Source organism: Maribacter sp. MMG018, assembly GCF_018100785.1.
Lineage (GTDB): Bacteria > Bacteroidota > Bacteroidia > Flavobacteriales > Flavobacteriaceae > Maribacter.
Window position 1 is genome coordinate 432,884 of sequence record NZ_JAGJEC010000001.1, and the last position, 13,688, is coordinate 446,571.

Consider the following 13,688-nt stretch of genomic DNA (forward strand, 5'->3'; position numbering starts at 1 on the left):
AAATAGTATTATTTCCTCTACACCACCAGAAAGTGGCAGATTATTAACGATTTCATATATTACCAAGGTTTTAACCCTAAAAGCCTCTCTCCCAATGGGTTTAATTTGGCTTTTTCATATTTTGTCTGTTCCCAATTTCTAGGATCGCCAGGAAATGCGTACCCTTCTGGCGCTATACGATTTTCCCAAGAATTGATACGCCACTTTCTTAACGCCTCATTATCCTCTTCTGCCGGCATCATAGATATATATTGCGCAATACGTACCTTATCTACAGATTTGTTGGGACGAATGCCATGTGGTTGTGTACTATTAAAAATAAGCAGGTCACCAGCCTTCATCTTCACCTTTACAATTTTATCTTCCAAGCCTGTTATATCTGGTTGAAAATGATCCCGGTCTTCGGGTTGGGTCAATTTCCATGTATCGTAATTTCTATATAACCAAGGTATACACTGAAAACCACCCATATTTTCATCCTCTTGATCTGCCAAGGCCAACACTCCCTGTACATTTTGTGGTCGTGTCTCCGGATCATAGTCCCAATGGATAAATCCTTTTTTATCAACTCCGGGAGGTAATGGAAAATTTAAATTAGCACGATCAATAGTAACCCATAACTTCTCTGTTCCCCAGACATCTACAAATGCATCGTACACACGTTGGGTCTGCCTATTGTTCCATAAATATTGATGGTTGTATACCTCTACCATTCCCGTACCGGTCAATTCCTTCATTTTCATCTCGGCACGTGGCGCCTTGTACCAAGTACTTTTATCTTTGGGGTCTTTTTCATCGAACTCCCATAAAAAATCGGCAGTTTCTTTTGCTTGCTTTGCAGGTATTGCATTTTTTATAACGATATAACCATTGTGCATCCAAAACCGCCAATCCTCTTCGCTCAAAACACATAAAGGTTTACCGTTCGAACGGTCGTTCAATTTCTGTTTGCTACTAGTTGCCGTAGAAGGATTCCCCGGAATTTCTGTATGTGCCTTATTGGCCATTTCTACTTTTTTAGATATTTTTTGCATGGCTTATAGTTTTATAATATTTAGATATAACATTCCAAAACTAGAAACTAACTGAAGTCATGGCTACCGTAATATTGACCTATTTTTGAACAATATTAACTTTATGATTCTTTATGTAGCACATTAATATCAATTTAGGTAAATTTACCCCCTATCGACATAGTTGATAAGGTTTTATTAAAAACAAAATGAAAGTAGAGTTAGAAACCATATTACCAGAATCTAAAAGTCCTTTTAGGCTATTGCACAACCCTAAACTAAACCACCTATTTTATTGGCATTTTCATCCAGAATTAGAGTTGGTATATATAGAGGGCGCAAATGCAAAAAGACATGTAGGTGACCATATTTCCAATTATGAGGAAAGTGACTTGGTATTGATAGGCTCAAACATTCCACATTTAAATTTTGATCATGGTGTAACCACCACTTATAGAAAAGAGGTGTTACATATAAAACCAAGTTTTAAAGAAAACGTTTTAAACGATTACCCTGAACTAAAACAATTGGACAGACTTCTGGAGCTTTCCAAATATGGAGTAGCTTTTTATGGAGAAACAAAAAAAGAAGTAGGCGCGCTTTTAAAAAAATTACACACTTTACAGCCATTCGATTTTTTTATGAGCGTTATGAACATACTTAAACGTCTATCGCAAAGCAAAGAGTTTGAGTTACTTCATAAAACCCCTTTCGTAAATCGGTTTAAACAAAAAGAACAGGAACGAATCAGAAAAATATATGCTTTTATTGATGAGCATTACCAAGAGAAAATAGCATTAGAAGAAGTATCGGAAATCTGTAACCTTACAAAACCGGCTTTTTGTAGGTACTTTAAAAAAGCTACGGGCAATACTTTTGTTTCCTTTTTAAACCAATACCGTATCAGCCAGGCAAAAAGACTTCTATTAATGGGAAAAAATGTAAGTGAAACAGCTTTCGAATGTGGTTTTGAGAGCCTTTCTTACTTTAACAGGAGCTTTAAAAAAATAACAGGGGAAAATCCATCTGTATTCAAAAAGAACTACGTAACCCCCTAACAATTTATCATGATTTGATAATCGTTTAAAGAATAAAAAACCGCCAAGAAAATAATTCTTGACGGTTTATCGATCCAACTAACTCAAACTTTAATTTACCCTCTTCCGAACCACATTCATGGTAGGGTTAGAAGATTTTGTTCGTTTTTTGTCCACAGCACCTTTAGACGTCTTTAAATATTGTTGGTAACCTCTACCCCTAAATTCGTAAACCGTACCGCTATCTGGATGATACAACTCAATAGTTGCATCGTTTATGACATATAATTCGAAATAATCGTTTCCAAAAAAATCATAATCCAAGGTCAACGCCTTTAATGTCCTATCGTTAGGTATATCATATATTTGATAGTCGCCTTTAAAATCCCAACGCAAGTTTGACAACGATGTACCCGGAGCGTCTGTAGAAGACCTAAAGAAAGAAGGTAAAAACTGTATAAAGTTTTCATTGTCAAAATCGTTCAATGCCCCCTCAAGACTAGTATATGATTTTTCCCAGGTATCATATTCCTGAATAAAATAGCCGATGTTATCGTAAAAGACCTGATCATAATCAAAGTTGTTTCTCTGATAGCCCTTTAATATATACGAGGTATCAGAACTGGCATCGTACAGCTCCAAGGTTCTGCCGTTTAGTGCATAAACCTCCAATAACCAATTACCATATACATCATGATCTATCTCTACTTGACCCCTGTACGTATTATAATAACCAACATCTATTCCGAATCCATTACCCGTTTTTCCTATACCCACTATATTATTGTTGGCATAAAAAACACCTTGATCGAACGAAACCGTAAACGCCCTTTGTAAAAAAGGAACTTCCCCGTTTCCACGTGTCTCGTTTATATCCACATACCAAAGTTCATATGATTGTAAGACTTGATCGGTATTGAACGCGGAGGTTTCTATATATTCATCATCCACGATCACCTCTGCATAACAAGAAACCAACAAAGTTGCTATAAGGGTATATCCAAAAAGTAGTTTTACAGTTTTCATATTTTTTCGGTTTTATATTCCCTTTGTGTAAAACAAGCACCATGCCATAAAATGTAATATGTTGGTTATAAGCGAATAGCGTCCTGAATTTTATTTGGTAATTTTGTGTTTATATTTTTATTGTGATGAACAAGAAAGTGAAATTTGCGGTGTTGGGTGGCGGAAGTTGGGCCACTGCCATTGTTAAGATGCTGACCACCAACCAACAAGAAGTAGGTTGGTACATGCGTAATTCTGATGCCATAGGTTATCTTAAAATTCAAAAACACAATCCGAATTACCTGACATCGGTAGAGTTTAAAACAGAACAACTGTTCTTGACGGACGATATCAATGAAATAGTCGCCTATGGTGATGTTCTTATTTTCGCTATTCCCTCTGCCTTTTTAAGTAGTGAACTAAAAAAGCTTAGCGCACCATTGACAGACAAAATAATCTTTTCTGCCATTAAAGGTATTGTGCCGGAGTCGGGCAAAATAGTTGGTCAACATTTTCATGACGAATACAATATACCTTATGAAAATATTGGAGTTATCACGGGACCGTGCCATGCCGAGGAAGTTGCAATGGAAAGACTTTCTTATTTGACCATTGCCTGTTCGGATAGTAAAAAGGCCAAACTTGTGGCAAAAAACCTGTCCAGCAATTTTATAAAGACTAAGATTTCAAAAGACATCATAGGAGCGGAATATGCCGCAGTGCTCAAAAACATCTATGCCATTGCAGCAGGTATTGCCCATGGCCTGGGATATGGAGATAATTTTCAAAGTGTTCTGATGAGCAATGCCATACGCGAAATGAAACGTTTTACGAAGCGTATTCATAATATAGACCGTAACATAAACCAATCTGCCTATCTGGGCGACCTTCTGGTTACCGGATACTCTACTTTTAGCAGAAATAGGATGTTCGGCAATATGATAGGCAAAGGGTATACCGTAAAAAGTGCACAAATGGAAATGAGCATGGTAGCAGAAGGGTATTATGCGGCCAAAAGTGCCTACAAAATCAAAGAAAACTTCAAAAAAAAGGTAAAAACACCGATTATAGATGCCGTTTATGAAGTTTTATATGAGCATAAGAACCCGAAAAAAGTGTTTGCCGCCTTAACGGAAAAACTGAATTAAGACCTTGTCAGGGAAAAATCAGAATGGTCCTTGATTTCATTTTGTAATGTTTCTTTCCATTCTAAAATTTGTTCATCATCGGACTTGAACACGCGCTTAAATTCGTTCAGAACAGGTTCCATAAAGGTTCTAACAGCGTCGATATCAAAATAAAGCCTTCCGGTTCTTCTAATAAAGAAATCCATAGGGGTAAGTACCATTTCATACTTAATACCATATTCCAGCTCTGCCAACACCAATTTAACGGCATTATCGGCCTCGGTTCTGTTTTGGTAATACTCTAAAATAGTCTCTGTCTGCTCACCGTAGTTGGTAACCAAAAACCAGGCATCGTGCTTATCGAAACCATCTGCCTTAATACGCTCATAGATTTCTTTAATATACTTTTTAACGTTCTTGAACTTTTTAAAATCGTTGTTTCCACAAAGAAATATTTTCTCGGTATAACAATCTTTCACTTCCGTATCGTATTCTTCTTTCAGTTTTTCGGCAATTTTATTGACTACGCGTTCTGCCATTTTTCTATAACCTGTAAGTTTTCCACCGGCAATACTCACAAGGCCTGTATCTGAAATAAAAATTTCGTCTTTTCTAGAAAGTTCAGAAGCTGATTTACCTTCTTCGTGAATAAGGGGGCGAAGGCCCGCCCATGAAGAAACAATGTCGTCCAACTCTAAATTAATATCGGGAAACATATTGTTTACCGCTGAAATCAGATAAATGGCATCGGCAAGGTCTGTTCTTACCTTATCTTTATTATCATTATAATTGGTATCGGTAGTACCGATATAGGTAACCTTGCCCCTTGGAATGGCAAACATCATACGACCATCGGGAATATCGAAATAGACCGATTGCTTAACAGGTAATTTTTCGAACGGAAACACCAAGTGTACTCCTTTGGTCAAATGCAATTGCTTGCCTTTTTTTGAATTGTTCAAGCTTCTCAATTCATCTACCCATGGCCCGGCCGCACTAATTACATATTTGGACTTGATTTCAAATTCATTATCGGAAATAACATCTTTTACCTTAACACCCGAAACTTTATCGTTGGTATATAAAAAATCCGTAACCGATGCATAGTTCAAGGCCTGCGCCCCGAACAGCAAACTTGTTTTTATGTTTTCGATAGTTAAACGTGCATCATCTGTACGGTATTCTGCATAATACCCGGCCCCATTCAATATGTTCTTGGGTAATAACGGCTCTAATTTAAGTGCTTCCTTTTTTTTCAACATTTGGCGTTTGTCCTCGCCAGTAACCTGAGCCAGAATATCATATACCTTAAGCCCTACCGATGTTAACCATTTACCGTAAGAACCGTTTTCTATCAAGGGCAAGAGCATTTTTTCGGGCAATACCAAATGAGGTGCCAATTTATGTACTATGGCCCGTTCGGAACCCACCTCTTTTACCAACCAAAAATCGAACTGCTTTAAATAGCGAAGTCCACCATGAATTAGTTTTGTAGATTTACTACTGGTACCCGAAGCAAAGTCGTTCTTCTCCAATAAAGCCACCTTTAAACCTCTAGACGCGGCATCCAAGGCTATACCGCCTCCGGTTATACCCCCTCCGATCACAACAAGGTCGAACTTCTCTTTTTTTAGTTTATCTATGGACTTGGCCCTATCTAAATTGGTGAACTCTATATTTTTCATGACTCATTTATCTTTTGCAAAGGTATTAGGTAGCCTTCGTCTCTCCATATTTTTAAAAGAGAAATTAACGATAAAATAACGGTGATCATTCTTCTTCCCAACCTTTTGAGCGTTCTACCGCTTTTTTCCATTTGGCATACAAACGTTTTCTCTTTACACGGTTAAAAGTGGGTTTGAAAATTCTGTCCATGGGCCTATTCTGATCAATATCGGCTTGGTTCCAAAGACCTACCTGAATACCTGCAAGAAAGGCCGCCCCCATCGCGGTAGATTCTATGACCTCTGGTCTATGCACCTCTGTATCCAATATATTGGCCTGGAACTGCATCAAGTAATTATTGGCACATGCCCCGCCATCTACTTTTAGATCTTCCAATTGAATGCCAGAGTCGTCTTCCATTGCCTTTAGAATATCTTTGGTCTGGTATGCCAGAGATTCTAATGTAGCTTTTGCTAAATGTGCCTTTCCGGTATCTCTTGTGAGTCCAAAAATGGCTCCTCTTGCATACATATCCCAATAGGGGGCCCCCAAACCTGCAAAGGCAGGAACAACGTATACCGAGCTATCGCCTTCTACAGAATCTGCCAAAGCCTCTGTTTCTTCTGCACTTTCTATCAATTCTAAACCATCTCGTAACCACTGTATTGCCGCACCGGCTATAAAAATGCTTCCTTCCAAGGCATAATTTACGTGCCCGTCCAGACCATAAGCTATGGTGGTTAACAATCCATTTTTAGAAAACTGAGGTTTCTTTCCGGTATTCATTAACATAAAACAACCTGTACCATAGGTGTTCTTGGCCGTTCCTTTCTTAAAGCACCCTTGGCCGAACAGAGCGGCCTGCTGATCACCCGCAATACCAGCTATGGGAATTTGAACCCCATCTATCTCATAATCGCCAAAATGATATGCTGAAGGCTTCACCTCCGGTAACATAGTTTTAGGAATATCCAAAACCTCTAAAAGTCTTTTGTCCCACGTAAGGTTAACAATATCATACAACATGGTTCTAGAGGCATTCGTATAATCTGTAAAGTGATTTTTATTGGAAGTCATGTTCCATACCAACCATGTATCTATGGTACCCATAAGCAAATCTCCTTTCGCCGCCTTTTCTCTTGCCCCCTTTACATTGTCCAATATCCATTTTACCTTGGTGCCCGAAAAATATGAATCTATAACCAAACCCGTTGTTTGTTTTACATGTTCGGTAAGACCTTCCCTTTTAAGATGCTGGCAAATATCTGCAGTACGTTTGTCTTGCCAAACAATGGCATTGTAAACCGGCTCCCCTGTTACTTTATCCCAGACCACCGTAGTTTCCCTTTGGTTGGTAATACCTATACCCTTAATGTCCGAAGGGTTTACATTGTTCTCTAAAATCAATTGTTTTAAAACGCCCAGTTGTGAATCTAAAATTTCTTTTGGATCGTGCTCCACCCAACCTGATTTAGGAAAAATCTGCTTGAATTCCTCTTGTACCATTCCATGGATCTTTCCTTTTTCATCAACTAAAAGCGCCCTTGAGCTGGTTGTCCCCTGATCTAGGGCTATTATAAATGTTCCCATATGTTAAATTGGATATTGCAGCCCTATGTGGTTACCACGAGACTACATTTTTGAAGTAATATAAAGGGATCTACCGAATTTTCAAAAAAACAGGCTATTTAAGCTCTTGCTATACCAAGATTAAAATTCCCATGAATATTCTCGCTCTACGGAACATATTCTAACATGGTAATAGCTATACCAATCTTTGATTCCCTTAGATTGCGCCACTAAATGTTCAGAGTTGTTCTTCCAGGCCGCTATAGCCTCAAGGCTCTCCCAATAACTCACTGTAATACCTATATCTTCCCTTGCACTTTCTATGCCCAGATATCCGGGCTGGCTTTTGGCCAATTCCACCATTTCTTCCGCCATGGCTTCATATCCGTTGTCACCTTCCTTTCTTCTAGAAGTAAATATCACTGCATAATATGGTTTGTTATTCATCTTACTCTATAAATTCCTTTTCTAAAAAATATTCAACGATGGCCTCTTTCATTAAAACTGTCTGTTCTCCCGCTTTTAAGGGAGGTAGCGCTTCTTTAACACTATAATGCGGCCAACCTTCCTCATCAAAAAATTCGAACTTATAATATCCGTAAGGTTCCAACAAACGGCAAATAGCAATGTGCATAAGGTCTAACTTGTCGTCTTTCTTATACTTTTTATGATATTGCCCCAGTTCTTGCACGCCCACCAGATAAATAATGGCATCCAATTCTAGCGGGTCTCCGTCCGAAAATCGTTGAGACAACTTTTCTACCAAACCTTCCCATCTTTCTTTAAGTTGTATATCTCTTGCCATAATTCTATATCGTACTTTACAGATATTTTTTACGGGCATAAAGGTACTAATCAATGTTCTATATTTGTCAAAACACCCGTGAAATGAATATTTTGGATATCGTTATTGGAGCATTGCTGGCCTTTGGTCTTTGGAAAGGTCTAAAAAACGGCCTTCTTGTAGAAATAGCTTCTATAGTCGCATTGATTGCCGGCATCTTTGGAGCCATTCACTTTTCGTATATAACAGGCGATTATCTGTCCGAGCGAATGGATTGGAATGAAAAATACATCAATATAGCCGCTTTTATAATCACTTTTGCCATCATTGTAACAATAGTTCATTTTGCCGGTAAATTATTGACGAAAATTGCAGATTTTGCCATGTTGGGCCTTTTGAACAAAATAGCGGGCGGTTTGTTCGGGGCTCTTAAGGTCGCGGTGATCCTTGGCGCCCTATTAATATTCTTTGAACGGTTGAACGCCAATTTAAACCTAGTAAGCGAAGAAACTAAGAGCGAATCATTGTTTTACACCCCATTATCCGAGATAGGGTCTTTTGTTTTCGAAAAAGTATTAAACAGAAATGCAATAAACGAAGAAAATATTTGATGGATTAATGACAAAAATCATAGTTTGAAAATATTTTTTAACAAAAAACAGGTATTTGGTCGAAAAAAGATAAAATTTTACCGTCATAAAAATCATTTTTGATTATCATTACAGCGTCAATTCCCCAATTGACATAGAACACATAAGATACCCCTATCTTATTCTTGCCTACGAGTGCTGTTAGAACGGCCTACTTACAAATAAAACACTTTATGAAAATGAGATTACGTAATGTAGTCCCTGTTTTATTTGTAATAGTTTTAAGTTCCTGTACCAGCGAGTCTTTAGACGAAACGACGGCACATGAAGCGGAAAATGTATTTACAGTAGAACAGGAGCTTTTGGAGATTGTGAACGATTACAGATCGTCTGTGGGCGCCGTTCCTTTGAAGTTTAGTGAAATAGCATACAAATATGCTAATTCGCATACCGATTACATGATTGAAAAAGGAAGTATAAACCACGATAACTTTAGCTCTAGAGCCTCTAGCATTAATTCAGAGGTCGGGGTAGAAATAGTTGCCGAGAACGTAGCCAAGGACTACGACACCGCTATAGAAGCCTTTAACGGGTGGCATGATAGTAGTAGCCACAAAAAAACTATGGAAGGTGATTTTACCCACACGGCCGTAAGTGTAAAGACGGATCCGTCGGGCAATTTTTATTACACCCAATTATTTTATAAAGAATAACCAAACCAATTATATTTAAACCAGTAAAAAAGTCTTTGGAATACAAAGGCTTTTTTATTGTTCATACGTAAGCATAAGATCGTTCTTTTTTATAACTTTCGATAAAGTTATAATATGAAAATTAGAGCACCCTTTAATCTTAACAAATGGATCGAAGAAAACAGGGATACCCTAAAACCCCCTGTTGGCAACAAAAACCTATATAAAGATGCCGATGATTATATTGTTATGGTAGTGGCCGGGCCAAATGCCAGAAAAGACTACCACTACAACGAGACCGAAGAACTATTTTATCAATTAGAAGGAAATATAGAAGTACACATACAAGAAGATGGCCAAAAAAAGACCATGAAGTTAGGGCCTGGCGATATGTATTTACATCCTGCCAAAGTACCCCATTCCCCGGTAAGATATGAAAACTCCATAGGGTTGGTCATAGAACGCAAAAGAGCGGATTTGGACATTAAAGATGGCCTTCTCTGGTTTTGTGATAACTGCAACAACAAACTATACGAAACCTATTTTAAGCTGAACGATATCGAAAAAGACTTTCTAGGTCATTTTAAACATTTCTATAGTTCAGAAGATTTAAGAACATGTGACAAGTGCGGAACCGTAATGCCCGTAGATGATCGCTTTATAGCCAAAGAAGAGTGATCGTTCTCGTAGTCGCCAAAACAGTTAGTTTCTTAGTTGCTTTAATGCACCTATACTTTCTATGGCTAGAAATGTTCGTTTGGACCACGAAAGGAAAAAAAGTTTTTAGAAACTTTCCTGAAGACCTATTTGAACCAACCAAAAGCATGGCCGCCAACCAAGGCCTTTACAATGGATTTCTCTCGGCGGGCCTTATTTGGTCCGTTCTTATAGATGATCCTATATGGGCCGCCAATATTTCATTGTTCTTTTTGGCCTGCGTTCTAATAGCTGGAATATATGGAGGACTGTCCGTCTCAAAAAAAATATTCTTTGTTCAAGGTATTCCTCCAATTATAGGTATAATACTTTGGCTAACAATAAGATTAACTTAAAACCACTTGGTTTGTATTAAGCAGGTTATTCTTTGTATTTTTGTTTAAATATAACAATTTGGTCTAAAAAAGTTACAAAATGTCAAAAGTCGCCATAGAATTTGGAATAGAAGAAGCTTTGAAAGCTTTGGGTATTAAAGATATTAATGACGGGTCTTCTACTGGGTCCCAGAATTTTTCGTCCGGTGAAATTATTGAGTCATTCTCTCCCGTAGACGGATCCTTGATCAGCAGCGTTAAAAGCACTACACCATCAGATTACGAAAAAGTCGTGCAAACTGCTCAAGAGGCATTTCTAACATGGCGTAAAAAACCTGCTCCACAACGTGGTGAAATAGTACGCCAGTTTGGAGAAAAGTTAAGGGAGTTAAAGGAACCCTTAGGTAAATTGGTTTCCTATGAAATGGGAAAAAGTTACCAAGAAGGTTTAGGTGAGGTACAAGAAATGATAGATATCTGTGATTTTGCGGTTGGTCTTTCCCGTCAATTACACGGTCTTACCATGCATTCTGAACGTCCCGGACATAGAATGTACGAACAATACCACTCTTTAGGAATCGTAGGTATAATCTCCGCATTTAATTTTCCTGTGGCCGTATGGGCCTGGAATACGGCGTTGGCATGGATCTGTGGTGATGTATGCATATGGAAACCTTCTGAAAAAACCCCTTTATGTGGAATAGCGTGCCAAAACATAGCCGCAGAAGTATTCAAAAACAATAATCTGCCAGAAGGCATTTCTTGTCTAATAAATGGTGATTATAAAGTAGGCGAGATGATGACCCACGATAAACGAGTACCCCTGATTTCTGCGACCGGTTCCATTAGAATGGGAAAAATCGTTGCCCAGGCCGTTGCAGCCCGTTTGGGCAAATCGTTATTGGAACTGGGAGGCAACAATGCGATTATAGTTACACCCGATGCCGATATTAAAATGACGGTGATCGGTGCCGTGTTCGGCGCAGTAGGTACGGCTGGCCAACGTTGTACTTCTACCAGAAGGTTAATTATTCACGAATCTATTTATGACAAGGTAAAAGAGGCTTTAGTAGCCGCCTACGAACAACTTAGAATAGGAAACCCCTTGGACGAAAACAACCACGTAGGCCCCTTGATAGATACAGATGCCGTAGCCCTTTACGAACAGGCGTTACAAAAAGTTGTAGAAGAAGGCGGCAAGATCGTTGTAGAAGGAGGCGTACTCTCTGGAGAAGGTTATGAAAGTGGATGTTATGTGAAACCTGCCATTGCAGAGGCACAGAACGACTTTGAAATAGTACAGCACGAAACTTTTGCACCCGTACTTTACCTTCTAAAATATAAGGGAGATGTTGAAAATGCCATAGCCATTCAAAATGGGGTGGTACAAGGGCTTTCATCCGCCATTATGACAAACAACTTGCGCGAAGCGGAAAAATTTCTTTCCGTTGCAGGTAGCGACTGCGGTATCGCCAATGTGAACATAGGAACTTCAGGAGCTGAAATAGGCGGGGCCTTTGGTGGCGAGAAAGAAACAGGCGGTGGTCGCGAAAGTGGTTCCGACGCATGGAAAGTATATATGAGAAGACAAACCAATACCATCAATTACACCACCGAACTACCCCTTGCTCAAGGCATTAAATTCGACTTATAAGATTCATAACCTAAAAACGGTCTAAAAGCAACAACTTTAGGCCGTTTTTTGATTTTGGTTTTCTGTTGTCCAACTTCCGGTTACCAAGTTCTGCAGACCAAGCACAACCACCATACACAAAAACCTAATCAAATCAAGTATTTTCTTTTTTACAGTTTTCATACTCTTATTATTCAACAATAATCAAGATAAAGCATATCTGCCCAAAGAAATCTTTATTCTGTATACTTCGTTTTAAAAACTGTATGAACTGCTTTCAATCTTTATTCAAATCGCCCCAAAAAAAAGCCCCATAAATGTATTAATGGAGCTTTTCCCTAAAACCAACTAACTCAAACTTTTTAACTATACCTAACTCAGTGCCGAAACTTGGACGGGAGAGATAGGAAGCTCTTTAATTTGTTACCGCAATTTCTCATTTAATCTCTTTAAAGAAAAATGGATTTATGCCTACTATACCATAACCTGTATAAATGACATTGAACTTTGTATAACTGGATATCGCTTTTCCCTGATTATTAGCAATTAAGACTGGATAATTATCATAATTTTAAGATTTTTTTAATACATTGTACGTCAAACACTAAACATTTATGAACAATGACTAAAACAACAACAAATCTACTGCTGATGCTGATCACCATTCTGGCAGGTACTTATTTCTACATTACCTGTTGTAGCGAATGTGGAGCCAGCCCGTTAGAAGAACCCCCGAAAGAAGTCGCTGCACCCATTGCCCCCGAGGCAACATCTTATCCTTTTGCGCTAAACGATGGCTCTTTTTCTTATAGCACAAACGATAATTATAACTTTACTATTTCTTCTTCAGATATTCTAATGCCATTGGCAAGCAGTTTGGAGACAGGTATTGACACCTTAAAATCTTTTTTTCAGGCAAATCCGGAAAAAGTAGTCAACATAACAGGTTACTACACCAGTGAGGAGACCAATAACTCGGCTTATCCAAATCTTGGTATCGCCAGGGCAAATGCCGTTAAAAATCATTTTGTATCGAAGGGAATATCATCTGCCAGCATCAACACTTATGGCAAATTAATGGACGAGATGGTACCCGAGAACAACATTTATCTTGGGCCCATTACTTATGCCCTTGGCGAAAAAACAGAAAATGCAGCGGAAGAACTTTCCGCCCTATATGAAAAAATAAAGGCCGATCCCTTGGTGTTGTATTTTAATACAGCAGAGGCATCTATTAACCTAAATTCCGAACAACGGCAGAAAGTGGCCGATATTTCCAGATATCTTGATAAGGTGGAAGCTGCCACGGTAAATGTGATCGGGCATACGGATAATACAGGGCAAGCCGCCACCAATATGAACTTGGGGTTAGACAGGGCAAATTTCGCAAAGAACTATTTGACACAAAATGGTATCTCCGAATCAAAAATAAACACTTCTTCCAAAGGGCAGGCAGAACCTATAGCCGATAACTCAACAGAAGAGGGAAGAGCAAAAAACAGACGAACCGTCGTAACCCTTAATTAATAATATAACAATTAA

15 protein-coding genes are annotated in these 13,688 nt (G+C 38.5%); 8 read left to right on the forward strand and 7 right to left on the reverse strand.

The genetic code is table 11. From position 1 onward, the window contains the following. Positions 1 to 59: 59 nt before the first annotated feature. The gene (locus tag J8L85_RS01905) at positions 60 to 1,034 is read right to left on the reverse strand and encodes a phytanoyl-CoA dioxygenase family protein (protein WP_211014007.1); all 975 of its coding nucleotides are present in this window, start codon (positions 1,032 to 1,034) and stop codon (positions 60 to 62) included. A 188-nt stretch (positions 1,035 to 1,222) separates the two neighbouring features. Between J8L85_RS01905 and J8L85_RS01910 the strand changes: the two genes are divergently transcribed. Next, complete coding sequence (locus J8L85_RS01910) at positions 1,223 to 2,071, forward strand: AraC family transcriptional regulator (protein ID WP_211014008.1); 849 nt, start codon at positions 1,223 to 1,225, stop codon at positions 2,069 to 2,071. Positions 2,072 to 2,161: 90 nt separating this feature from the next. Here J8L85_RS01910 and J8L85_RS01915 read toward each other — a convergent pair whose 3' ends face one another. Further along, positions 2,162 to 3,076 (reverse strand): nicotinic acid mononucleotide adenyltransferase, encoded by a 915-nt coding sequence (locus J8L85_RS01915; RefSeq protein ID WP_211014009.1) that lies wholly within the window; start codon positions 3,074 to 3,076, stop codon positions 2,162 to 2,164. 125 nt (positions 3,077 to 3,201) lie between these two features. Between J8L85_RS01915 and J8L85_RS01920 the strand changes: the two genes are divergently transcribed. Beyond that, a complete protein-coding gene (locus tag J8L85_RS01920; RefSeq protein ID WP_211014010.1) occupies positions 3,202 to 4,203 on the forward strand; it encodes an NAD(P)H-dependent glycerol-3-phosphate dehydrogenase in 1,002 nt (333 codons plus the stop codon). Here J8L85_RS01920 and J8L85_RS01925 read toward each other — a convergent pair. The 4 genes from J8L85_RS01925 to J8L85_RS01940 form a co-directional block, all read right to left on the reverse strand. After that, positions 4,200 to 5,867 (reverse strand): glycerol-3-phosphate dehydrogenase/oxidase, encoded by a 1,668-nt coding sequence (locus J8L85_RS01925; RefSeq protein ID WP_211014011.1) that lies wholly within the window; start codon positions 5,865 to 5,867, stop codon positions 4,200 to 4,202. The genes J8L85_RS01920 and J8L85_RS01925 overlap by 4 nt on opposite strands. Positions 5,868 to 5,952: 85 nt before the next feature. Further along, complete coding sequence (gene glpK, locus J8L85_RS01930) at positions 5,953 to 7,437, reverse strand: glycerol kinase GlpK (protein WP_211014012.1); 1,485 nt, start codon at positions 7,435 to 7,437, stop codon at positions 5,953 to 5,955. A 120-nt stretch (positions 7,438 to 7,557) separates the two neighbouring features. Then, positions 7,558 to 7,863 carry an antibiotic biosynthesis monooxygenase gene (locus tag J8L85_RS01935; protein WP_211014013.1) on the reverse strand — a complete coding sequence of 102 codons (306 nt, stop codon included), beginning with the start codon at positions 7,861 to 7,863 and terminating at the stop codon, positions 7,558 to 7,560. Between the two features lies 1 nt (position 7,864). Next, on the reverse strand, positions 7,865 to 8,221 hold the full coding sequence (locus J8L85_RS01940) for a hypothetical protein (RefSeq protein ID WP_211014014.1): 357 nt from the start codon (positions 8,219 to 8,221) through the stop codon (positions 7,865 to 7,867). An 83-nt stretch (positions 8,222 to 8,304) separates the two neighbouring features. Between J8L85_RS01940 and J8L85_RS01945 the strand changes: the two genes are divergently transcribed. The 5 genes from J8L85_RS01945 to J8L85_RS01965 all read left to right on the forward strand — a co-directional run bounded on the left by J8L85_RS01945 (position 8,305) and on the right by J8L85_RS01965 (position 12,167). After that, entirely contained in the window at positions 8,305 to 8,811 is a 507-nt protein-coding gene (locus tag J8L85_RS01945) for a CvpA family protein (protein WP_211014015.1), read from the forward strand. Between the two features lie 218 nt (positions 8,812 to 9,029). Continuing rightward, on the forward strand, positions 9,030 to 9,503 hold the full coding sequence (locus tag J8L85_RS01950; RefSeq protein ID WP_247656533.1) for a CAP domain-containing protein: 474 nt from the start codon (positions 9,030 to 9,032) through the stop codon (positions 9,501 to 9,503). 114 nt (positions 9,504 to 9,617) lie between these two features. Beyond that, positions 9,618 to 10,160 carry a 3-hydroxyanthranilate 3,4-dioxygenase gene (locus tag J8L85_RS01955; RefSeq protein WP_211014017.1) on the forward strand — a complete coding sequence of 181 codons (543 nt, stop codon included), beginning with the start codon at positions 9,618 to 9,620 and terminating at the stop codon, positions 10,158 to 10,160. 44 nt (positions 10,161 to 10,204) lie between these two features. Beyond that, positions 10,205 to 10,534: a DUF1304 domain-containing protein gene (locus J8L85_RS01960; protein ID WP_211014018.1), complete on the forward strand. Its 330-nt coding sequence runs from the start codon at positions 10,205 to 10,207 to the stop codon at positions 10,532 to 10,534. Positions 10,535 to 10,613: 79 nt separating this feature from the next. Continuing rightward, positions 10,614 to 12,167, forward strand: coding sequence for an aldehyde dehydrogenase family protein (locus tag J8L85_RS01965; RefSeq protein WP_211014019.1), 1,554 nt, complete (start codon positions 10,614 to 10,616; stop codon positions 12,165 to 12,167). A gap of 36 nt (positions 12,168 to 12,203) precedes the next feature. Here the strand turns inward: J8L85_RS01965 and J8L85_RS18045 are convergent, their stop codons facing one another. Further along, the gene (locus J8L85_RS18045; protein ID WP_282102996.1) at positions 12,204 to 12,329 is read right to left on the reverse strand and encodes a hypothetical protein; all 126 of its coding nucleotides are present in this window, start codon (positions 12,327 to 12,329) and stop codon (positions 12,204 to 12,206) included. 438 nt (positions 12,330 to 12,767) lie between these two features. Between J8L85_RS18045 and J8L85_RS01970 the strand changes: the two genes are divergently transcribed. Then, complete coding sequence (locus tag J8L85_RS01970) at positions 12,768 to 13,673, forward strand: OmpA family protein (RefSeq protein ID WP_211014020.1); 906 nt, start codon at positions 12,768 to 12,770, stop codon at positions 13,671 to 13,673. The last annotated feature ends 15 nt before the right edge of the window (positions 13,674 to 13,688 follow it).